The sequence below is a fragment of the Streptomyces sp. sk2.1 genome (assembly GCF_008120935.1).
In the GTDB taxonomy this organism is placed as follows: domain Bacteria; phylum Actinomycetota; class Actinomycetes; order Streptomycetales; family Streptomycetaceae; genus Streptomyces.
In genome coordinates this window covers 1,221,801-1,243,167 of the sequence record NZ_RDBO01000020.1, presented here as the reverse complement: position 1 = coordinate 1,243,167, position 21,367 = coordinate 1,221,801, and the positions used below count along the sequence as shown (strand labels likewise).

The following is a 21,367-nucleotide window of genomic DNA, read 5'->3' as shown; positions in this document are numbered from 1 at the left end:
CCGTTCCGGGGGTGAACGGTGGGAAGCTGCCCGTATGGGGACAACAAGGGCATGGGGTCGGCGAAGGCCCCGACGTTTTCTGGCCGTGTCCGTGCTCGCGGGCGCGACGGTCGCGGGACTCGTCGCCTGCCAACCCGTCGACGGGCTGAACTCCGCGTCCATCGCCGTGACCACCGACCGGGTCGGCACCAGCGCGCTGGAGCGCAACGGTGTCGACGTGCAGTGGCTGAGCTGCACGGCCGGGGTCGACCGGGGCCGCGCAGGCGCCCCGACGCCCTCCGCCTCCGCGCGCCGGATCGCGGAGGTCGACTGCACCGGCAAGACCGGCGGCGGCAAGGACATCTCGCTCACCGGCAGGGTGACCCAGGAGCTCGGCGGGCGGTGCGTGCGGGGGGACCTGAGCGCGAAGGAGGGCGGCCGGTCCGTCTTCCGGGCGGACGTGCTCGGCAACTGCGACGCCGCCCCGACGACCGGCGTGGTCGATCCGCCACCACCGGCCGGCGGCAGCGGTGTCCGGCCCACGGTCACCGTGACCGTCACGGTGACCGAGGGGTTCCGGGGCAAGTAGGCGTTCCGCGGCGGGCGGGTCCGGGCGTGGACACGTCCGGGTGCCCGGACGCGCCCGGCCCGCCGGCCCGTCGGACTCCGGCCAACCCGGTTACGCGGAGCACGCCCGCGGCCTAGGGTGATCGTGTGACACAGCCTGCCTACCTCCGATACCCCCATGTCCAGGGTGATTTGATCGCCTTCACCGCCGAGGACGACGTCTGGCTGGCGCCGCTGGACGGCGGCCGGGCCTGGCGCGTCAGCGCCGACAACCGGCCTGTCACCCACCCTCGGATATCGCCCGACGGGACACGGGTCGCGTGGACCTCCACCCGGGACGGGGTGCCCGAGGCGCACATCGCGCCGGTCGACGGCGGCCCCTCCGTCCGGCTCACCCACTGGGGGGACGTCCGGACCTCCGTGCGCGGCTGGACGCCCGAGGGCGACGTACTGGTCATCACCACCCACGGGCAGGCGTCGCACCGGCGCAGCTGGGCCCGGGCGGTCCCGGCCGACGGCGGACCCGCGCGGACCCTGCCGTACGGCCCGGTCGGCTCGGTCGCTTACGGACCGGGCGGGCGGGCCCTGCTCCTGTCGGCCACCATGGGCCGCGAGGCCGCCGCCTGGAAGCGCTACCGGGGAGGCACGGCGGGCAAGTTGTGGATCGAGGCGGAGGAACCGGCCGACGGCGCAGCGGAGTTCGTCCGGCTCCACGCCGACCTCGACGGGAACATCGAGGACCCGATGTGGATCGGTACGGGGACCGGCGCGCGCGTCGCCTTCCTCTCCGACCACGAGGGCGTCGGCGCCCTCTACTCCTCGCTCCCCGACGGCTCCGACCTGCGCCGCCACACCGGCGTCGAGGGCTTCTACGCCCGCCACGCGACCACCGACGGCACCCGCGTCTGCTACGCGTCGGCCGGTGAGCTGTGGCTCCTGGACGACCTCGACGGCGACGGGCCCCGCCGCCTCGACATCCGGCTCGGCGGCCAGCGCGCCGACCTCCAGCCGCACACCGTGCACGCCGCCGGGCACCTCGACTCCGCCTCCCCCGACCGCACGGGCCGGGGCAGCGCCGTCGCCACCCGCGGCGCCGTCCACTGGGTCACCCACCGCGGGGGCCCGGCCCGCGCGCTCGCCGCCGAACAGGGCGTACGGGCCAGGCTGCCCCGCACCTTCCAGGCCGACGGCGACCAGCACGTCGTCTGGGTCACGGACGCCGAGGGCGACGACGCCCTGGAGTGCGCACCGGCCACCGGCACCGCGCCGGGAACCGCGCCGCGCCGCCTCGCCGCGGGGCGTCTGGGCCGGGTCCTCGACCTCGCCCCGTCCCCGGACGGCAGCCGCTTCGCCGTCGCCGCGCACGACGGGCGGGTACTGATCGTCGAGCGGGAGAGCGGCGAGGTCCACGAGGTGGACCGCAGCGAGCACGGCGACGCCTCCGGACTGGTCTTCTCGCCCGACTCCGCCTGGCTCGCCTGGTCGCACCCCGGCCCCGAACCGCTCCGGCAGCTCAGGCTCGCCCACCTCTCGGACCTGTCGGTCGCCGAGGCCACCCCGCTGCGCTTCCGGGACTTCTCGCCCGCGTTCACCGCCGACGGCAAGCACCTCGCGTTCCTCTCCGAGCGGTCCTTCGACCCGATCTACGACGCCCATGTCTTCGACCTGGCGTTCATGGGCAGCTGCCGCCCGCACCTGCTGACGCTCGCCGCCACCACACCCTCCCCGTTCGGCCCGCAGCGGCACGGCCTGCCGACCGAGCGGGAGAAGGGCGGCGAGGGCGAACAGGACAACCCGACCGCGCTGCCCGTCACCCGGATCGACCTCGAAGGGCTCGCCGACCGGATCGTCCCGCTGCCCGTCGAGGCCGCCAGCTACTCCACGCTGCGCGCCGCGAAGGACGGGCTGCTGTGGCTGAACCACCCGGTGATCGGGGTGCTCGGCACGAGCGGCCCCACCCCCGACGCCCGGCGGCCCGAGACGACCCTGGAGCGGTACGACCTGGAGAAGCTGCGCTGCGAGGAACTCGCCTCGGACGTCGGCGACTTCGCGGTCAGCGGCGACGGCAGGCGGATCACCCTGCAGACCCGGGGCAAGCTGCGCGTCGTGCCGTCCGACAGCCGGGTCCCGGCCGACGACCACGACGGCGACGGCGTCACCGTCGACCTCTCCCGCATCCGGCGGATCCTCGAACCGGCCGCCGAATGGCGCCAGATGTACGACGAGGCCGGGCGCATCATGCGGGACAACTTCTGGCATCCCGACATGAACGGCATCGACTGGGACGGGGTCCTGGACCGCTACCGCCCGGTGCTGGAGCGGGTCGCCACCCACGACGACCTGATGGACCTGCTGTGGGAGGTGCAGGGGGAGCTCGGCACCTCGCACGCCTATGTGCGACCGCCCGGCGGATGGCGCGACGAGTCGGTCCGCCAGGGCCTGCTCGGCGCGGACATCTCCCGTACCGAGGAGGGCGTCTGGCGGATCGACCGGATCCTGCCGTCCGAGACCTCCGACCCGGCGGCCCGCTCGCCGCTCGCCGCGCCCGGGGTCGCCGTGCGCGTCGGGGACACCGTCCGCGCCGTGGACGGCCGGCCGGTCGACCCGGTGACCGGACCCGGACCGCTGCTCATCGGCTCGGCGGGCAAACCGGTCGAGCTGACCGTCTCGCCGGCCGACGGCGGGGAGACGCGCCATGTCGTCGTCGTACCGACCGACGACGAGCAGGCGCTGCGCTACCACGCGTGGGTCGCCGACCGGCGGGCCCATGTGCACGAGCGCTCCGGCGGACGGCTGGGCTACCTCCACATCCCCGACATGGTCGGCTCGGGCTGGGCGCAGCTCCACCGGGACCTGCGGGTCGAAGTGGCCCGCGAGGGACTGGTGGTGGACGTCCGGGAGAACAGCGGCGGCCACACCTCGCAGCTCATCGTGGAGAAGCTCGCCCGCCGCATCGTCGGCTGGAACGTGCCGCGCGGCATGGGGCCGGAGAGCTACCCGCTGGACGCGCCGCGCGGCCCGGTGGTGGCCGTGGCCAACGAGTTCTCCGGCTCGGACGGCGACATCGTGAACGCCGCGATCAAGGCGCTGGGCATCGGCCCCGTGGTCGGCACGCGGACCTGGGGCGGGGTGATCGGCATCGACAGCCGGTACGAGCTGGTGGACGGAACGGCGGTCACCCAGCCCAAGTACGCCTTCTGGTTCGAGAGTTACGGCTGGGGCGTGGAGAACCACGGCGTCGACCCCGACGTCGAGGTCGTGATGGCGCCCCAGGACCACGCGGCGGGCCGGGACCCGCAGTTGGACGAGGCGATCCGGATCGCCCTGGAGTCGCTGGAGGAGACCCCGGCGAAGCGGGCTCCGCAGCGGCCGTAGGGGCACGGGCGCGGGGCGCCCGCGGCGGGTTCGCCGCGGGCGCCCCGATACCATGCCGTACAACGATCACCATCTACCCGAGGAGCCGACCCATGGCGGGAGAACCGCAGCCCGACTGCCTGTTCTGCAAGATCGTCTCGGGTGAGATCCCGGCGACGATCGTCCGGGAGACCGAGACCACCGTCGCCTTCCGGGACATCAATCCGCAGGCCCCCACGCACGTGCTCGTCATCCCGCGCGTCCACCACCCGGACGCCGCCTCCCTCGCCGCCGCCGAGCCGGGCGTCGCCGCCGACGTGCTGCGCGAGGCCGGGCAGGTCGCCGCCGACGAGAAGATCGTGGACAGCGGCTACCGGATCGTCCTCAACACCGGCTCCGGCGCGGGCCAGACCGTGTTCCACGCGCACGCCCACGTCCTGGGCGGCCGCGGGATGCAGTGGCCCCCCGGCTAGTCCGCCGACCGGAACCGAAGCGACCAGAAGAACCGATCGACCGGAACGGACCGACGCCACCGTGTCCTCACGCGAACTCGTGGTCCTGGGCACCGCGAGCCAGGTACCGACCAGGCACCGCAACCACAACGGCTACCTGCTGCGCTGGGACGGCGACGGCATCCTCTTCGACCCCGGCGAGGGCACCCAGCGCCAGATGCTGCGGGCCGGGGTCGCCGCGCACGACATCGACCGGATCTGCGTCACGCACTTCCACGGCGACCACTCGCTCGGCCTGGCCGGGGTGATCCAGCGGATCAACCTCGACCAGGTCCCGCACCCGGTCACCGCGCACTACCCGGCGAGCGGACAGCGCTTCTTCGAGCGGCTGCGGTACGCCACCGCCTACCGCGAGTCCGTCGACCTGACCGAGGCCCCGGTCGCCGCCGACGGGGTGCTCGCCACCACGGGCGCGTACACGCTCAGCGGCCACCGGCTCTCGCACCCCGTCGAGTCGTACGGCTACCGGCTCGTCGAGCCCGACCGGCGGCGCATGCTGCCGGAGAGGCTCGCCGAGCACGGCATCGAGGGGCCCGACATCGGCCGGATCCAGCGCGAGGGCGCCATCGGGGACGTCACGCTCGACGACGTCTCCGAGCACAGGCGCGGCCAGCGTTTCGCGTTCATCATGGACACGAGGCTCTGCGACGGCGTGCACGTCCTCGCCGAGGGCTGCGACCTGCTGGTCATCGAGTCGACCTTCCTCGACGAGGACGAGCGGCTCGCCGCCGACCACGGCCATCTGACCGCCGGGCAGGCGGCCCGGGTGGCCCGGGACGCGGGCGTGCGGCACCTCGTGCTGACGCACTTCTCGCAGCGGTACGGCGACCCGGCCGTCTTCGAGCAGCAGGCCCGCGCCGCGGGGTTCGAGGGCGAGCTGACCGTCGCCCGGGACCTCGACCGGGTGCCCGTGCCCTCCCGGCACGTCTGAGAACCTGTCGGGTGTCCCCCGGAACACACCGGCACCACCGTCTGCGAGCGTGAGACCCGTGCACCTGCCCAAAGCCGAACTCCACCTGCACATCGAGGGCACCCTCGAACCCGAGCTGGCCTTCGCCCTCGCCGAGCGCAACGGCGTGCGCCTGCCGTACGCCGGCACCGAGGAACTGCGCACCGCCTACCGCTTCGAGGACCTGCAGAGCTTCCTCGACCTGTACTACGCGCTGATGGCGGTGCTGCGCACCGAGGAGGACTTCGAGCAGCTCGCCGACGCCTACCTCGCCCGCGCCGCCGCGCAGGGCGTCCGGCACGCGGAGATCTTCTTCGACCCGCAGGCGCACACCGCCCGCGGCGTCCCGGTCGGCACCGTCGTCGAGGGGCTCGGCCGGGCGCTGGACCGCAGTGAGGAGAAGCACGGGATCTCCACCCAGCTGATCATGTGCTTCCTGCGCGACGAGTCGGCCGAATCGGCGCTGGAGACCCTGGAGGCGGCGAAGCCGTACCTGCACCGGATCAGTGCGGTCGGCCTCGACTCGGCGGAGGTCGGACACCCGCCCGCCAAGTTCCGCGAGGTGTACGAGGCGGCCGCCGCGCTCGGGCTGCGCCGGGTCGCGCACGCCGGCGAGGAGGGCCCGCCCGCGTACATCCGCGAGGCGCTGGACGTCCTCGGCGTCGAGCGGATCGACCACGGGCTGCGCTGCATGGAGGACCCGGAGCTGGTGGAGCGGCTGGTCGCCGACCGGGTGCCGCTCACCCTCTGCCCGCTGTCCAACGTGCGGCTGCGCGCCATCGACACGCTGGAGGAGCACCCGCTGCGGGACATGATGGCCGCCGGGCTGCTCTGCACGGTGAACTCCGACGACCCCGCCTACTTCGGCGGGTACGTCGGGGACACCTTCCACGCCGTCCACGAGGCGCTCGGCCTGGACCGCGAGCAGCTGCGCACCCTGGCCCGCAACTCCTTCGAGGCGGCCTTCCTCGACCACGACGAGGAGCGCCGGGCGCGCTATCTGTCCGAGGTCGAGGCGTACGCGTTCGACTGACCGGCCCCGGGCCCGGCCGTCCGGAAAGCGGCCCGGACCGGGCGCCTGCGGCGCACCGGCAGGCTGATCTCCGTGACGGCCTGCTCGGGCGCGCCCAGCTTGGGCACGGCGCCGGGCACGGCCCCGGTGGTGACGGCGAGCAGTGCGGCCGGGGCGCCGCCCCGGCGCCGCACCGATCCCGGCACCAGCGGACGGCCGCCGGTGTGCAGCGCCACCGCCGTGACCGGGGCCGCGACCAGGAGTGTGACGACGCCCAGGATCAGGCCCATGACCGGGTACCCGGCCTGCTCGGACAGCACGCTGCCGAGGACCGGCCCGCAGGCCACGCCGACGGACGACGCGGAACCCGCGAGGACCGCCCAGCGCCCCCGTACGTCCAGTGAGGCGGCCAGGCCGATCAGGTACGACAGGACCACGGGGTAGACCGTGTTCCAGAGGATCTCGCCGGTCGCGAACGAGCCGAGGCTCCCGGCCGACGAGCTGAGCACGATGGAGCCCGCGATGATCACGGTGCCCAGGCCGATCGGCACGGCCCGGCCGAGCCTGGCGCCCAGCATCCCGGCGCCCATCACCCCGAGCAGCCCCGCGCCGAGGGCGGCGGCGAACACCGCGCCGACGGTGACCTCGGAGAGCCCCGCCTGACCCACGCCGATCCGGCCGCTGACGCCCCACAGCGCGTTCTGCGCCATGGACCAGACGAGCATGCCGCCCGCCAGCACCAGACCGGACCGGCGGTGCGGCAGCCGGCCGGTGGCCGGGGTGGCGGGGCCCGCGGGCGCGGCGCCGCCGAGCCGTGCGGTGGCGGGCCAGACGAGCAGGGCGACCAGCGCGATCGAGGCGAACGGAAGCCGGTGGCCGCCGCCGAGGTGCGGGATCGTCAGGTAGAGGGCGCCGGCCGTCGCGGAGACGCTGAGCAGCCCGAGCGACGAGGTCCGGTGCGGGTCGCGCTGGGCGGCGATGCCCGAGGCGGCCACCGCGGTCGCGGTGCCGGAGCCGAAGCCGCCGAGCACCGCCCCCGCGACCACCAGCGGCACGGAACCGGCCAGGGCGGCGCAGCCGTACCCCACCGCGGCCAGGACCAGTCCGACCCGGGCCGGCCGTCGCGGCCCGAGCCGCTCGACCCGGCCCGCCAGGACGAACCCCGCGGTCGCCGAACCCAGCAGCAGGGCGCTGCCGACCAGCCCGGCCCGGGCCGTGCCGAGGCCGAGATGGACGGAGAGCCGCCCGACGATGGTGGGGAGCAGGTAGGCGGCGAGGTAACCGGCGGTGAACACGGCGACCAGGGGCCACGCGGCGCGAGGGCGCGAGGACATGGGCGTTCCTGAAGACATGCCAGAGGAGGCGGAGAAGGCAGGGGAGGGCAATGCGGGAAAAGCTGAGGAATGCAATGAATGCGGGGAGATGGGGCACTCGTCGGCAACTGTCGCCAACGGGGCTCGCGGCCCAATTTGTATCAACTGCGTCCAGCCCGCCGAAAGGCGCCGTGATGTGATCTGGATCACATTTGTGTTTACTCTCCGAACCTCCGGGTAGCAGCGGGTGTTTACGCAGGTCAGTGTCTGTGTGCGCGGGCCGGGGCGACTCCCGGGAACCTGCGGCGCGGGCCCTCCTGCGGTGGGGGCGCATCGGGCACACTGGCCAGATCCGCCACGACCGGGGAGTGCAAGGTGAGCACGGACATTCCAGGCATCGACCCACTGGACGGGCTGCGCGCCCCGCAGGACCCGGACTGCGACGTCTTCCTCACCGGCACGGTCTTCCTCGACATCATCTTCACCGGCCTGGACAGCGCCCCCGTGCGCGGCACCGAGTCCTGGGCGCGCGGCATGGGCTCCAGCCCCGGCGGGGTCGCCAACATGGCCACCGCGCTGGCCCGGCTGGGGCTGCACACCTCGCTGGCCGCGGCGTTCGGCGACGACCACTACGGGGAGTACTGCTGGGACGCCCTGGAGCAGGGCGAGGGCATCGACCTGTCCATGTCGCACACCGTCCCCGGCTGGCACTCGCCGGTGACCGTCTCGATGGCGTACGAGGGCGAGCGGACGATGGTCTCGCACGGCCACGAGGCCCCCGGCCCCGTGGTCCCCGACGGCGGACCGGCGTTCCCGTGCTGCCCGCCCCGGGCCCGCGCCGCCGTCGCCTCGCTCGCCCCCGGCCGCAGCGAACCCTGGGTCGCCACCGCGGCCCGCAACGGCGCCCGGATCTTCGCCGACGTCGGCTGGGACGAGACCGGCCGCTGGGACCTGGACGCCCTCGCCGACCTGGAGCACTGCCAGGCGTTCCTCCCCAACGCGGAGGAGGCGATGCGCTACACCCGCACCGATTGCCCGCGCGCCGCCGCCCACGCCCTGGCCGAACGGGTGCCGCTCGCCGTGGTCACCCTGGGCGCGGAGGGCGCGTACGCGGTGGACTCCGCGACCGGGGAGAGCGCCGAGGTGCCCGCGATCGAGGTCGAGGCGCTCGACCCGACCGGGGCGGGGGACGTCTTCGTCGCCGGCTTCGTCACCGGCACCCTGGCCGACTGGCCGCTGGCCGACCGGCTGGCCTTCGCCGGACTGACCGCGGCGCTCTCGGTCCAGGAGTTCGGCGGTTCGCTCTCGGCGCCGGGCTGGGCGGAGATCGCCGCCTGGTGGCAGCGGATCCGCACCTTCGCCGACCAGGACCCGGCGGCGCTGCGGCGCTACGCCTTCCTGGAGGAACTGCTCCCCGCCGCCACCCGGCCGTGGCCGCTGCGCCGGGCCGTCCCGACGATCGGTTTCCGCCACCCGGCCTGACGCCGTCCCGCCCGACGCCGTCCGGCCCGGCACGACCACGCCCGATGCCGTCCGGCCCGATGCCGTTCCGCCCGGAGCCGTCCGGCCCGGCGCGGTCGGGCCGGGGCACAGGTGTTCGCGATGGGCAAGAAAAAGCCCTCGGTGTTGTCGGTGGGGAGTCGTAGGCTGGGTAATCCAGAGGTTGTCGATCGGCGAGAGCCTCGCAACGGGAGGTATGTGCAGGCCACAGAGCCGGCCCATGACTCAGACACCCACAGCCCAGACCCCTGCGCCCGGGCAGGCGCGAGCCCACTTCACCGTCCCCGCCAAGCATCCGATGGTGACCGTACTGGGCTCGGGTGACGCCCTGCTGCGCGTGATCGAGACGGCCTTCCCGGCGGCCGACATCCATGTCCGGGGGAACGAGGTCAGCGCGGTCGGGGACGCGACGGAAGTCGCCCTGATCCAGCGCCTGTTCGACGAGATGATGCTGGTGCTCCGCACCGGTCAGCCGATGACGGAGGACGCAGTGGAACGCTCGATCGCCATGCTCAGGGCGAGTGAGAGCGGCGAGGGGGACGGTCAGGAGACCCCGGCCGAGGTGCTCACCCAGAACATCCTTTCCAGCCGCGGGCGCACGATCCGCCCCAAGACCCTCAACCAGAAGCGCTACGTCGACGCGATCGACAAGCACACGATCGTGTTCGGCATCGGCCCCGCCGGTACCGGCAAGACCTACCTCGCCATGGCGAAGGCGGTCCAGGCCCTGCAGTCCAAGCAGGTCAACCGGATCATCCTGACCCGGCCCGCCGTCGAGGCGGGCGAGCGGCTCGGCTTCCTGCCCGGCACGCTCTACGAGAAGATCGACCCGTACCTGCGTCCGCTCTACGACGCCCTGCACGACATGCTCGACCCCGACTCGATCCCGCGGCTGATGGCGGCGGGCACGATCGAGGTCGCGCCGCTGGCCTACATGCGCGGCCGCACGCTCAACGACGCGTTCATCATCCTCGACGAGGCGCAGAACACCAGCGCCGAGCAGATGAAGATGTTCCTGACCCGGCTCGGCTTCGACTCGAAGATCGTCATCACCGGTGACGTCACCCAGGTCGACCTGCCGAACGGCACCAAGAGCGGCCTGCGCCAGGTCCAGGAGATCCTGGACGGCGTCGAGGACGTCCATTTCTCCAAGCTCACCTCCCAGGATGTCGTCCGGCACAAGCTGGTCGGCCGTATCGTCGACGCGTACGAGAAGTACGACAGCCGGGACGGCCATCGCGGCCGGGACAGCCACAACGGGAAGTAGTCGCAGCGCACCATGTCGATCGACGTCAACAACGAGTCCGGAACCGAGGTCGACGAGCAGGCGATCCTCGACATCGCCCGCCACGCGCTCGCGCGGATGCGGATCCACCCGCTCTCCGAACTCTCGGTGATCGTGGTGGACACCGACGCCATGGAGCAGCTCCACATCCAGTGGATGGACCTCCCGGGCCCGACGGACGTCATGTCCTTCCCGATGGACGAGCTGCGTCCCCCGGCCAAGGACGACGAGGAGCCCCCGCAGGGGCTCCTCGGCGACATCGTGCTCTGCCCTGAGGTCGCCGAGAGGCAGGGCCGGGAGGCACCGACGCAGCACTCCATGGACGAGGAGCTCCAGCTGCTCACCGTCCACGGGGTGCTCCACCTCCTCGGGTACGACCACGAGGAGCCGGACGAGAAGGCCGAGATGTTCGGCCTCCAGGCCGCGATCGTCGACGGCTGGCGCGCCGAGCACGGTCTGACCGGTCCGTCGCCCGCCCCCACCGTCTCGTGAGCGCTCCTCTGCTGACGGGGGCCGTGCTGCTCGTCGTCGTCGGCTGGCTGGCGGCCTGCGCGGAGGCGGGCATCGCCCGTACGTCGAGCTTCCGGGCCGCCGAGGCGGTCCGCTCGGGGCGGCGCGGCAGCAAGAAGCTGGAGCAGGTCGCGGCGGACCCGACCCGCTACCTCAACGTCGCCCTGCTGGTGCGGGTCGCCTGCGAGATGTCGGCGGGCGTGCTCGTCACGTACGCCTGCCTGAAGGAGTTCCCGGAGACCTGGGAGGCGCTGGCCGTCGCCATGGGGGTGATGGTCCTCGTCTCCTACGTCGCCATCGGCGTCTCGCCGCGCACCATCGGCCGCCAGCACCCGCTGAACACGGCCACGGCGGCGGCGTACGTCCTGCTGCCGCTGGCCAGGGTCATGGGCCCGATCCCGCAGCTGCTGATCCTCATCGGCAACGCGCTCACCCCCGGCAAGGGCTTCCGCAAGGGGCCGTTCGCCAGCGAGGCCGAGCTGCGGGCGATGGTCGACCTCGCCGAGGCCGAGTCGCTGATCGAGGACGAGGAGCGCCGCATGGTGCACTCCGTCTTCGAGCTCGGCGACACGCTGGTGCGCGAGGTCATGGTGCCGCGGACGGACCTCGTCTGCATCGAGCGCTACAAGACGATCCGGCAGGCGCTGACCCTGGCCCTGCGCTCCGGCTTCTCGCGCATCCCGGTCACCGGGGAGAACGAGGACGACATCGTCGGCATCGTGTACCTCAAGGACCTGGTCCGCAAGACGCACATCAACCGCGAGTCGGAGGCCGACCCGGTCTCCACGGCGATGCGGCCCGCGGCCTTCGTGCCCGACACCAAGAACGCCGGGGACCTGCTGCGCGAGATGCAGCAGGAGCGCAGCCACGTCGCCGTCGTGATCGACGAGTACGGCGGCACGGCCGGCATCGTCACCATCGAGGACATCCTGGAGGAGATCGTCGGTGAGATCACCGACGAGTACGACCGCGAACTGCCGCCCGTCCAGGAGCTGGAGAACGACTGCTTCCGGGTGACGGCCCGTCTCGACATCGGCGACCTCGGCGAGCTGTTCGGCTTCGACGAGTACGACGACGAGGACGTGGAGACCGTCGGCGGGCTGCTGGCGAAGGCGCTGGGCCGGGTCCCGATCGCCGGTGCCTCGGCGATCGTCGACCTGCCGGACGGCCGCCGCCTCCGGCTGACCGCGGAGTCCCCGGCCGGCCGCCGGAACAAGATCGTCACGGTGCTGGTGGAGCCCGTGGAGCCGCCGGAGGAGGACGGGGAATGACCCCGCAGCAGCTGAGGGCGTTCTGCCTGGAGTTCAACGCGAGCGTCGAGGAGTTCCCGTTCGGGCCCGAGACGTCCGTCTTCAAGGTCCTGGGCAAGATGTTCGCGCTCAGCGCGCTGGACGGTCGCCCGCTGACGGTGAACCTGAAGTGCGACCCGGACGAGGCGGTGCGGCTGCGGGAGCGGTACGACGCGGTGGTGCCGGGCTGGCACATGAACAAACGGCACTGGAACACGGTGACGGTGTCCGGGGTGCCGGAGAAGGCGCTCCGCGAAATGGTCGAGGACTCCTACGACCTGGTGGTGGCGGGACTGCCGAGGGCCGACCGGCTGCGGCTGGACCGCTGACGGCGGCCCGGCACGGGGCCACGGCCGCGGGAAGGGCGGGGCGGGGGACGGGCCGCCCGGTTCGTATGCTCGGCACATGACTGAGAGCACCGACCTCGGCCCCGAGGACCGCAAGATCGTCACGCTGGCACGCAGTGCCCGCGCCCGCAACGGTGTGCCGGAGGGCGCGGCCGTACGGGACGAGACCGGCCGCACGTACGTCGCGGGCACCGTACGGCTGGAGTCGCTGAAGCTCAGCGCGCTCCAGACCGCCGTGGCGATGGCCGTGGCCAGTGGCGCCACCTCCCTGGAGGCGGCCGCGGTCGTCTCCGAGGCGCAGACCCCGTCCGACGAGGACCGCGCCGCGGTCCGGGACCTGGGCGGCCCGGACACCCCCGTCCTGCTCGCCGGACCCGACGGCACGCTGCGGGTCACCGTGACGGCGGGCTGACACCGGCCCGTACGGTACGTCGGACCCGTACCGCACGACGGACCCGGACGCCCCGCGCCCACCCGGCGCGGGGCGTCCGCGCGTCCGGGGCGACGGGGCGGAACGCCGGATCTTGACAGCATCTGATGGCCCATCAGTCGACGTTCCCCGCTTGCCTTGACTTCTTTCGGGCCGGAACCGTCAATGAGCCACCGCCGGCGCACACGAGCCGCTGCGCCGCATCCGGCAGGAGGGGGCTCCATGCGTCCGACCGTCCGAAGAAACGCCGTCCGAAGAAACGCCGTCCGAAGAACCGCCGCCCGCAGAGCCGGCCCCCGGGGAACCGCGGCCCGGGGACGCCTCCGGACCGGCCGCCGCTGGGCCGCGGTGCTGGGCGCCGGGGCGCTCCTCGTCACCGGGGGAGGGGTACTGGCGGCCCCGGCACAGGCCATGCCGACCGCCTCGGTGCCGGTGGACTTCCCCACCCACTGCATCCCGCCGGACATCGCGGGCATCCCGCCGATCGACGGGACGACGAAGGCCGAGATCACCGTCGACAACTCCGCCCCCGAGGTGGGCGACACGGTCACGGTCACGTACACCGTCGTCGAACCGGCCGCGAGCAACCCGGTCGACCTGGCGCTGCCCGCCGACATCATGACGCCGACCGGCAAGGTCGCCGTCGGCGGGGCCCAGACCGCGAGCGTCACCGTCGCGGGCCCGAAGAAGAACGCCCCGGTGCCCGGCAAGGGAGCCTTCCCGTCGTTCTCGATGACCGGCACCTTCGAGGTCACCGCGCCCGGACGGATCACGCTCTCGCCCGGCGACTACAACATCCACACCAGCTACATCATGGAGCTGGACACCCCCTGCACGGTGACGGATCCGCCCGCCCCCGTCTCCCAGACGATCATCGCGACGGACGGCGGCGGACAGGTCAACGAGCGCGCCATCCGGCTCGGCGCCGCGTCCGGCGGCGCGGGCGAGGCGGTCACCGTCACCGGGTCGAAGTTCACCCCGGGCGCGGCCGTCACCCTCGCGGGCACGGCCGGTGACACCCGCACCGCCGACACCGCCACCGTCGAGGCGGACGGTTCCGGCGGCTTCAGCGGCCGGCTCACCGTCACCGACCCCGCCACCACCGGCATCGTCGCCTACGAGGGGGACACCTGGGACCCCGACCGGGGCGCGGGCCCGCAGCCCTACACCGTCACCGGTGGCGGCGGCGAGGGCCAGCGGGGCAGCCAGCGGCTCGGCACGTCCGTCGAGGCGGGCACGCTCTCCATGGTCCAGGACGGGGACGCCGTCGAGATGTCGGCGGTCGACTTCGGCCGGGGCGGCGCCTCGCGCGGCAGCCTGCGGACGGTGACGGTCGAGGACTTCCGCGGCGGCCCCGCGGGCTGGTCCCTGACCGGAAGGGTCACCGACTTCACGGGCCCGGGCGGCGCCACGATCGACGCGTCCGCACTCGGCTGGACCCCGGTCTGCGCGACGAGGACCGGCAGCCCCAGCACCTGCGCGGCCGGTTCCGCGGGGACGGTCGGCTCCGGGGGCGCCACGCTGGCGTCCACCCCCGACGGGCCCCTCACCGGCGGCGTGTTCACCGTCGACGCCCGGCTCGCGCTGGACGTACCGGCGTACGCCGCCCCCGGCGCGTACTCCGGCGTGCTCACCCTCACCCTCACGTGACCGAGCGCTCCCGATCAACCGGCGGACCGGGCGCGCACCCGCCCGGACCGCCCCGTCCCGAGACCACCCGGGGGTTTCGCACCGTGCGCAAGCTGTCCGTACTCCTCCTGGCCGGCGCCCTCCTGCTGACCGGCGCCCCCGCCGCCCACGCCGCGGACAACGGCAACTGGTCGGTCTACCCCGCCACCACCCGGGCGGGCCAGCGCCCGTACTTCTTCCTCTCCGCCGACCCCGGCGCCACGCTCACGGACAAGGTGACCGTCACCAACCGGACGGACCGGCCGCGGACCTTCCGGCTGTACGCCGCCGACGCCTACAACACCGCGCGCGACGGCGGCTTCGCCGTCCGGGACCGCGACGAGAGACAGCGTTCGATCGGGGCCTGGGCACGGACCGGCCGCGACCGGATCACCGTGCGGGCGCACGACTCGGTCACCGTCCCGGTCACCATCACCGTCCCCGAGGACGCCGAACCGGGCGACCACCCCGGAGCGCTCGTCGCCCTGGACGAACACGTCGACCCCGCGGGCGGCGGAGCCGTCGCCGTGGGCATCCGGCAGGCCGTCGGCGCCCGGATCCACCTGCGGGTGAACGGGCCGACCATGCCCGCGCTCTCCGTGGAGGACGTCCGGATCGAGCACACCCAGCCGCTGGTGCCGGGCACCGGCCGGAGCCGGGCCGTCATCTCGTACACGCTCCGCAACCGGGGCAACGTCACCCTCGCCCCGAAGGTCGCGCTCCGGGCCGAGGGCCTCTTCGGCCGCACCCTGCTCGCCCGCGACCTCAAGAGGGTGCCCTCCGAGCTGCTGCCCCGCCAGGAGGTCCGGCTGACCGAGCGGTGGGACGGCGCGCCGCAGCTGGAGTGGGGCGAGGTCCGGCTGACCGCGAGCGCCCGTGACACCCGCGGATCGGCCGCCGCCGGGTACCTGGCCGTGCCCTGGGCGGTGGCCGGTGCCCTGCTGGTGGTCGTCGGCGCGGGAGCGGCGCTGTGGCTGCGGGCCCGTCGGCGCCGCGCCCGCACGGCCCGGGAGGAGGCCCGACAGGCCCCGTGACCTCCCTTGGTGCGGCGGGGCCGCCGGGATCGGGGACAATGGGCGCCATGAGCGTTCGACCTGACACAGAAGCCGCTGCGCAGAAGGGCGCGGACCGCGCCCCCCACCGGGCCGGTTTCGCCTGCTTCGTGGGCCGCCCCAACGCGGGCAAGTCCACCCTCACGAACGCTCTGGTCGGCAAGAAGGTGGCGATCACCTCCAACCGCCCCCAGACCACCCGGCACACGGTGCGCGGCATCGTGCACCGCGAGGACGCCCAGCTGATCCTGGTCGACACCCCCGGCCTCCACAAGCCGCGCACGCTGCTGGGCGAGCGGCTCAACGACGTCGTGCGCACCACCTGGGCCGAGGTCGACGTCATCGGCTTCTGCCTGCCGGCCGACCAGAAGCTCGGCCCCGGCGACAAGTACATCGCCAAGGAACTGGCGGCCATCAAGAAGACGCCGAAGATCGCCATCATCACCAAGACCGACCTGGTCGACTCCAAGCAGCTCGCCGAGCAGCTGCTCGCCGTCTCCCGCCTCGGCGAGGAGCTCGGCTTCGAGTGGGCCGAGATCATCCCGGTCTCCGCGGTGAAGGCGGAGCGGGAGGGCGGCGCCGGCACCGCCAGGGACGGGGGCAGGGGAGCCGGGCAGGTCGCCCTGCTGGCCGACCTGATCGCCCCGCTGCTCCCCGAGAGCCCGCCGCTCTACCCGGAGGGCGACCTCACCGACGAGCCCGAGATGGTCATGGTCGCGGAGCTCATCCGCGAGGCCGCGCTCGAAGGCGTACGGGACGAGCTGCCGCACTCCATCGCGGTCGTCGTCGAGGAGATGCTGCCCCGCGAGAACCGCCCGGCGGACAAGCCGCTGCTCGACATCCACGCCAATGTCTACATCGAGCGCCCCAGCCAGAAGGGCATCATCATCGGCCCGAAGGGCAAGCGGCTGAAGGACGTCGGCACCAAGTCGCGCAAGCACATCGAGGCGCTCCTCGGCACGCCGGTCTTCCTGGACCTCCACGTGAAGGTGGCCAAGGACTGGCAGCGCGACCCCAAGCAGCTGCGCAAGCTCGGCTTCTGAGCCGCAGGACCACGGATCCGCGGAGTCGTCGGGCCGGGCGGGGAGCTCCCCGCCCGGCCCGACGACGTCAGCCGGAAGGAACCGGCCTCACGCGCGGCCGGGAGGAACCGGTCCCGCGCGGCCGGAAGGAACCGGTCTCACGCGCCCTCCTTCAGCACGCGTGAGACCAGCGCCCGCTGCGCGTCGGTCAGCTTCGGGTCCGCGCAGTGGACCGTACGGTCGCCGACCGTGATCCGGTACCGGAAGCCGTCCGGCACGCCCTCGGGCGGGGCGTCGTGGCCCGAGGCGAGGGCCGACTCGGCCAGCTCCTCCCACTCCGGAGCGTCGGACAGTCCGGTGGTGTCGACCTCGCGTCGCCGCGCGACACCGGTGAAACCACCGGTCCTGCTCACCTGAATCCGCATGTGCCGTGTCCTTTGTCGCCGGGCGGGGCCGCGCGGGCCGGATCGCCCTACGCGGTCGGGACGCCCACCTCCGACCATGCCTTCAGGACGGCCTCGGTCTCGTCGCCCTCCCCGAAGCGGCTGCGGGCCGCGGCGACCGTCAGCCGGGCGAAGTCCGCGAAGTCGGCGTCCACGGCCAGTTGACCACCTGTGAGCACATCGAACCAGAGCTGCCCGGCGCGTTCCCACGCGTTGCCGCCGAGCGCCGTCGCCAGCAGGTAGAACGCGCGGTTCGGGATCCCGGAGTTGAGGTGCACCCCGCCGTTGTCGTCGCCGGTGTGGATGTAGTCCTCCATCGACGCCGGCTGCGGGTCCTTGCCGAGCACGTCGTCGTCGTACGCGGTGCCCGGCGCCTTCATCGAGCGCAGGGCGACGCCCTGGACGTCCGGTGCCAGCAGCCCGGCGCCGATCAGCCAGTCGGCCTGGTCGGCGCTCTGGCCCAGCGTGTACTGCTTGACCAGGGAACCGAAGACGTCGGACATCGACTCGTTGAGCGCGCCGGACTGGCCGTAGTAGCTCAGGTTGGCGGTGTACTGGGTCAGGCCGTGGGTCAGTTCGTGGGCGATCACGTCGATGGCGACGGTGAAGTCCACGAAGATCTCGCCGTCCCCGTCGCCGAAGACCATCTGCTCGCCGTCGAAGAAGGCGTTGTTGTACTTCTCGTCGTAGTGCACGGAACCGATCAGCGGCAGCCCGTTGCCGTCGATCGAACGGCGGCCGTACGCCTTGAGCAGCAGTTCGAAGGTGGAGCCGAGGCCCGCGTACGCGCGGTTGACGCTGGCGTCCTGCGTCGGGTCCTCGCCCTCGCCGCGCACCTTGGTGCCGGGCAGCTGGGTGCCGTTGCGGCAGTCGTAGAGCGTGCGGTCGGGCTTGTCGGACACCTCGCCATCGGCCTCGGGGGAGGCGGGCACGGTGACGACCGTGGCCATCTGGCGCCGGGTGCGGCGGGCCGCGTCGGCCTCCAGGGTGCGCCGGGCGGGACCGGCGAGATCGGGGTTGTCGGACTGGGACAGCTTGTCGAGGAGGTGGGGCGGAACGATGGTGCAGAAGACGGGGCGGAACCCGTGCTGAGACTGAGTCGGCATACGGTCGACTGTGACACCGGGTGACGGGCATGTCACTGAAACGGCCCAGGATTGACGAAATGGAGTGATCCGTCACTGTTGGGCGTTTCCTGTCGCCGGTCCCGCATACTGATACGGGACCGACGCATCAGGAGCCTCTCGGTTAACCTCGTCGCATCATGCGTTTCGGGCTGCTTCTTCTTAGCTGCCGCGGCGAGGGCCTGTAGTCGTAGGCCGACCCCCTCCCCGCGGAGTCTTGTGTTGCAGCGACACAGTCGGCCGTCCCATCGGTTGGACCCCGAGGAGCCCCACGTCATGACCGCCGCAGATCCCGCTCAGACCACCGCAGCCTCCGTCGGCCGCCCCACGCCGATCACCAACGCGACACGGCTGCAGAAGCCCTCCGGGATGCCGATCCACAAGTACGGCGTGTACGAGGCCGTCGACATCCCCGACCGCACCTGGCCGGACAACCGGATCACCGTCGCCCCCCGCTGGCTGTCCACCGACCTGCGCGACGGCAACCAGGCCCTGATCGACCCCATGTCGCCGGCCCGCAAGCGCGAGATGTTCGACCTGCTCGTACGCATGGGCTACAAGGAGATCGAGGTCGGCTTCCCGTCCTCCGGCGAGACCGACTTCGCGTTCGTCCGCTCCATCATCGAAGAGGGCGCGATCCCCGAGGACGTGACCATCTCCGTCCTGACCCAGGCCCGCGAGGACCTGATCGAGCGGACCGTGGAGTCCCTGGTCGGCGCCCACCGCGCCACCGTGCACCTGTACAACGCCACGGCGCCCACCTTCCGCCGGGTCGTCTTCCGCGGCTCGAAGGACGACATCAAGCAGATCGCCGTGGACGGCACCCGGCTGGTCATGGAGTACGCGGAGAAGCTGCTGGGCCCGGAGACGACCTTCGGCTACCAGTACAGCCCCGAGATCTTCACCGACACCGAGCTGGACTTCGCCCTGGAGGTCTGCGAGGCCGTCTGCGACGTCTGGCAGCCGGAGGAGGGCCGCGAGATCATCCTCAACCTGCCCGCCACCGTGGAGCGTTCGACGCCCTCCACGCACGCGGACCGGTTCGAGTGGATGTCGCGCAACCTGTCGCGCCGCGAGTTCGTCTGCCTGTCCGTCCACCCGCACAACGACCGGGGCACCGCCGTCGCCGCCGCCGAGCTGGCCCTGATGGCCGGCGCGGACCGCGTCGAGGGCTGCCTGTTCGGTCAGGGCGAGCGCACCGGCAACGTCGACCTGGTCACCCTGGGCATGAACCTGTTCTCGCAGGGCGTCGACCCGCAGATCGACTTCTCGCAGATCGACGAGATCCGCCGCACCAGCGAGTACTGCAACCAGATGGAGGTCCACCCGCGCCACCCCTACGCGGGCGACCTGGTCTACACCGCCTTCTCCGGCTCCCACCAGGACGCCATCAAGAAGGGCTTCGACGCCATGGAGGCCGACGCGGCCGCCCGGGGCGAAACGGTCGACGACATCGAGTGGGCGGTGCCCTACCTGCCGATCGACCCGAAGGACGTCGGCCGCAGCTACGAGGCCGTCATCCGGGTCAACTCGCAGTCCGGCAAGGGCGGAATCGCCTACGTCCTGAAGAACGACCACAAGCTGGACCTGCCGCGCCGGATGCAGATCGAGTTCTCCCGGATCATTCAGGCCAAGACGGACGCCGAGGGCGGCGAGGTCACCCCGACGCAGATCTGGGCCACCTTCCAGGACGAGTACCTGCCGAACCCGGAGAACACCTGGGGCCGGGTGCGCATCCGCACCGGACAGGTCGCGACCGGCGCCGACGGCCGGGACACGATCACCGTCGAGGCGACGGTGGACGGCGCGGACACCGTACTGACCGGCACCGGCAACGGCCCGATCTCCGCCTTCTTCGAAGCGCTGCAGGCCATCGGCATCGACGTCCGCCTGCTGGACTACAGCGAGCACACCATGAGCGAGGGCGCCAGCTCCCAGGCCGCCTCGTACATCGAGTGCGCGATCGACGGAAAGGTCCTGTGGGGCATCGGCATCGACGCCAACACCACGCGCTCCTCGCTGGAGGCGGTCGTCTCCGCGGTCAACCGCGCCGCCCGCTGACCCGGTCCCTCCGGGGGCGGTGAGCCGCCCGGTCCGAACCCCGTCCACCCCTGTCCGGTGGGCGGGGTTCGGCCATCTCCGGGCGGTTGTCGCGATCGGGGTACTGACGTCACATCATGACTGTGGTTAACATCACGTTCACGCGGCAATGTTGCCGGAGGGGGCACCTCCCGTGCCCTTCGGGCCACGGGGGAGTTACGGAGGTGTTCGACGTGCGGTCAGCCCTGGGACGACGTGCCATGAAGCTGCGCATCTGCGGCATCCGCACGGCCTGGGACCCCGTGGGCGACGGCGAGTTCTTCTGCCCCGGCTGCGGCGGCGACCGCAACTACCGCCGGGTCGTCGGCCGGCGCCGCTTCGCGGTCCTCGGCGTGCCGGTGCTGCGGCGCGGCACCGTGGGCCCCGTCGTCGAATGCGCCGCCTGCCGGGACCGCTTCGGCACCGACACCCTCGACCACCCCACCACCACCCGGCTCTCCACCATGCTCAGGGAAGCCGTCCACACCGCCGTGCTCGGCGTCCTCACCGCCGGTGGCGCCACTTCCCGCACGGTCCTGGAGACCGCGGCGGCCATCGTGCGCGGCGCCGGATTCGACGACTGCACCGAGGAGCAGCTGCGCACCGTCGTCGAGGTCCTCGCCGCCGACATCGGCCACGACCCGGCCCTCGACCCCACGGCCGAGGCGTGCGGAGCGGCCCTCGTCATCGAACTGCACGAGGCGCTGGGCCCCCTCGCCCCGCATCTGGCCGCCACCGGACGAGAATCGATCCTGCTGCAGGCCGCCCGGGTCGCGCTCGCCGACGGCCCCTACGGACCGGCCGAGCGCGAGGTGCTGACCACGATCGGCGGCGCGCTGCGGATCGGCGCCGAGGACACCGCCCGGCTCCTCGCCGAGGCGGCACGCACCCCCTCCTGACGCCCCGGCCGCTCCCGGCCGGGCGGAGAACGG

The 21,367-nt window shown here is 72.8% G+C and carries 19 protein-coding genes; 16 read left to right on the top strand and 3 right to left on the bottom strand.

From position 1 onward, the window contains the following. Positions 1-145 precede the first annotated feature (145 nt). The 5 genes from EAO76_RS09060 to EAO76_RS09040 all read left to right on the top strand — a co-directional run bounded on the left by EAO76_RS09060 (position 146) and on the right by EAO76_RS09040 (position 6,394). Positions 146-568 carry a hypothetical protein gene (locus tag EAO76_RS09060; protein ID WP_148835662.1) on the top strand — a complete coding sequence of 141 codons (423 nt, stop codon included), beginning with the start codon at positions 146-148 and terminating at the stop codon, positions 566-568. A gap of 125 nt (positions 569-693) precedes the next feature. Further along, positions 694-3,921 (top strand): S41 family peptidase, encoded by a 3,228-nt coding sequence (locus EAO76_RS09055; protein WP_187438509.1) that lies wholly within the window; start codon positions 694-696, stop codon positions 3,919-3,921. Positions 3,922-4,013: 92 nt separating this feature from the next. Then, positions 4,014-4,373: a histidine triad nucleotide-binding protein gene (locus EAO76_RS09050; RefSeq protein WP_148835059.1), complete on the top strand. Its 360-nt coding sequence runs from the start codon at positions 4,014-4,016 to the stop codon at positions 4,371-4,373. Between the two features lie 61 nt (positions 4,374-4,434). Then, positions 4,435-5,343, top strand: a complete 909-nt coding sequence (locus EAO76_RS09045) for a ribonuclease Z (RefSeq protein WP_148835057.1) — start codon at positions 4,435-4,437, stop codon at positions 5,341-5,343. A 58-nt stretch (positions 5,344-5,401) separates the two neighbouring features. Continuing rightward, positions 5,402-6,394: an adenosine deaminase gene (locus EAO76_RS09040; RefSeq protein WP_148835055.1), complete on the top strand. Its 993-nt coding sequence runs from the start codon at positions 5,402-5,404 to the stop codon at positions 6,392-6,394. Here the strand turns inward: EAO76_RS09040 and EAO76_RS09035 are convergent. Beyond that, on the bottom strand, positions 6,358-7,707 hold the full coding sequence (locus tag EAO76_RS09035) for an MFS transporter (protein ID WP_148835053.1): 1,350 nt from the start codon (positions 7,705-7,707) through the stop codon (positions 6,358-6,360). The genes EAO76_RS09040 and EAO76_RS09035 overlap by 37 nt on opposite strands. Positions 7,708-8,061: 354 nt before the next feature. Here EAO76_RS09035 and EAO76_RS09030 point away from each other — a divergent pair, with 354 nt between their 5' ends. The 9 genes from EAO76_RS09030 (at position 8,062) to era (ending at position 16,810) form a co-directional block, all read left to right on the top strand. Then, positions 8,062-9,168: a carbohydrate kinase family protein gene (locus tag EAO76_RS09030; RefSeq protein WP_148835051.1), complete on the top strand. Its 1,107-nt coding sequence runs from the start codon at positions 8,062-8,064 to the stop codon at positions 9,166-9,168. 238 nt (positions 9,169-9,406) lie between these two features. Further along, on the top strand, positions 9,407-10,453 hold the full coding sequence (locus tag EAO76_RS09025; protein WP_148835049.1) for a PhoH family protein: 1,047 nt from the start codon (positions 9,407-9,409) through the stop codon (positions 10,451-10,453). Between the two features lie 12 nt (positions 10,454-10,465). After that, on the top strand, positions 10,466-10,963 hold the full coding sequence (gene ybeY, locus EAO76_RS09020) for an rRNA maturation RNase YbeY (RefSeq protein ID WP_148835046.1): 498 nt from the start codon (positions 10,466-10,468) through the stop codon (positions 10,961-10,963). Beyond that, positions 10,960-12,252, top strand: a complete 1,293-nt coding sequence (locus EAO76_RS09015; protein WP_148835044.1) for a hemolysin family protein — start codon at positions 10,960-10,962, stop codon at positions 12,250-12,252. The genes ybeY and EAO76_RS09015 overlap by 4 nt, the downstream gene beginning before the upstream one ends. Then, complete coding sequence (locus EAO76_RS09010; protein WP_148835043.1) at positions 12,249-12,599, top strand: MmcQ/YjbR family DNA-binding protein; 351 nt, start codon at positions 12,249-12,251, stop codon at positions 12,597-12,599. The genes EAO76_RS09015 and EAO76_RS09010 overlap by 4 nt, the downstream gene beginning before the upstream one ends. A gap of 76 nt (positions 12,600-12,675) precedes the next feature. Then, positions 12,676-13,029 carry a cytidine deaminase gene (locus EAO76_RS09005; protein WP_148835041.1) on the top strand — a complete coding sequence of 118 codons (354 nt, stop codon included), beginning with the start codon at positions 12,676-12,678 and terminating at the stop codon, positions 13,027-13,029. A gap of 240 nt (positions 13,030-13,269) precedes the next feature. After that, complete coding sequence (locus EAO76_RS09000) at positions 13,270-14,697, top strand: beta-xylosidase (RefSeq protein ID WP_262375318.1); 1,428 nt, start codon at positions 13,270-13,272, stop codon at positions 14,695-14,697. 83 nt (positions 14,698-14,780) lie between these two features. Continuing rightward, complete coding sequence (locus EAO76_RS08995) at positions 14,781-15,749, top strand: WxL protein peptidoglycan domain-containing protein (RefSeq protein WP_148835037.1); 969 nt, start codon at positions 14,781-14,783, stop codon at positions 15,747-15,749. Between the two features lie 38 nt (positions 15,750-15,787). Further along, positions 15,788-16,810, top strand: a complete 1,023-nt coding sequence (era, locus tag EAO76_RS08990; protein ID WP_187438508.1) for a GTPase Era — start codon at positions 15,788-15,790, stop codon at positions 16,808-16,810. 137 nt (positions 16,811-16,947) lie between these two features. Here the strand turns inward: era and EAO76_RS08985 are convergent, their stop codons facing one another. Next, positions 16,948-17,214 carry a protealysin inhibitor emfourin gene (locus EAO76_RS08985; RefSeq protein WP_148835033.1) on the bottom strand — a complete coding sequence of 89 codons (267 nt, stop codon included), beginning with the start codon at positions 17,212-17,214 and terminating at the stop codon, positions 16,948-16,950. Between the two features lie 47 nt (positions 17,215-17,261). Next, a complete protein-coding gene (locus EAO76_RS08980) occupies positions 17,262-18,338 on the bottom strand; it encodes a M4 family metallopeptidase (protein ID WP_148835031.1) in 1,077 nt (358 codons plus the stop codon). A 294-nt stretch (positions 18,339-18,632) separates the two neighbouring features. Between EAO76_RS08980 and leuA the strand changes: the two genes are divergently transcribed. Both leuA and EAO76_RS08970 read left to right on the top strand, forming a co-directional pair. Further along, entirely contained in the window at positions 18,633-20,417 is a 1,785-nt protein-coding gene (gene leuA / locus EAO76_RS08975) for a 2-isopropylmalate synthase (RefSeq protein ID WP_148835029.1), read from the top strand. Between the two features lie 239 nt (positions 20,418-20,656). Then, a complete protein-coding gene (locus EAO76_RS08970) occupies positions 20,657-21,334 on the top strand; it encodes a TerB family tellurite resistance protein (protein ID WP_148835660.1) in 678 nt (225 codons plus the stop codon). Positions 21,335-21,367 lie beyond the last annotated feature (33 nt).

What these genes read in the sequence shown, in the direction of transcription:
- EAO76_RS09050 (WP_148835059.1), top strand. Translation starts at nt 4,014, where the DNA reads ATGGCGGGAGAACCGCAGCCCGACTGCCTGTTCTGCAAGATCGTCTCG.
- EAO76_RS09035 (WP_148835053.1), bottom strand. Translation starts at nt 7,707, where the DNA reads ATGTCCTCGCGCCCTCGCGCCGCGTGGCCCCTGGTCGCCGTGTTCACC.
- EAO76_RS09025 (WP_148835049.1), top strand. Translation starts at nt 9,407, where the DNA reads ATGACTCAGACACCCACAGCCCAGACCCCTGCGCCCGGGCAGGCGCGA.
- ybeY (WP_148835046.1), top strand. Translation starts at nt 10,466, where the DNA reads ATGTCGATCGACGTCAACAACGAGTCCGGAACCGAGGTCGACGAGCAG.
- EAO76_RS09010 (WP_148835043.1), top strand. Translation starts at nt 12,249, where the DNA reads ATGACCCCGCAGCAGCTGAGGGCGTTCTGCCTGGAGTTCAACGCGAGC.
- EAO76_RS09005 (WP_148835041.1), top strand. Translation starts at nt 12,676, where the DNA reads ATGACTGAGAGCACCGACCTCGGCCCCGAGGACCGCAAGATCGTCACG.
- EAO76_RS09000 (WP_262375318.1), top strand. Translation starts at nt 13,270, where the DNA reads ATGCGTCCGACCGTCCGAAGAAACGCCGTCCGAAGAAACGCCGTCCGA.
- era (WP_187438508.1), top strand. Translation starts at nt 15,788, where the DNA reads ATGGGCGCCATGAGCGTTCGACCTGACACAGAAGCCGCTGCGCAGAAG.
- EAO76_RS08985 (WP_148835033.1), bottom strand. Translation starts at nt 17,214, where the DNA reads ATGCGGATTCAGGTGAGCAGGACCGGTGGTTTCACCGGTGTCGCGCGG.
- EAO76_RS08980 (WP_148835031.1), bottom strand. Translation starts at nt 18,338, where the DNA reads ATGCCGACTCAGTCTCAGCACGGGTTCCGCCCCGTCTTCTGCACCATC.
- leuA (WP_148835029.1), top strand. Translation starts at nt 18,633, where the DNA reads ATGACCGCCGCAGATCCCGCTCAGACCACCGCAGCCTCCGTCGGCCGC.
- EAO76_RS08970 (WP_148835660.1), top strand. Translation starts at nt 20,657, where the DNA reads ATGAAGCTGCGCATCTGCGGCATCCGCACGGCCTGGGACCCCGTGGGC.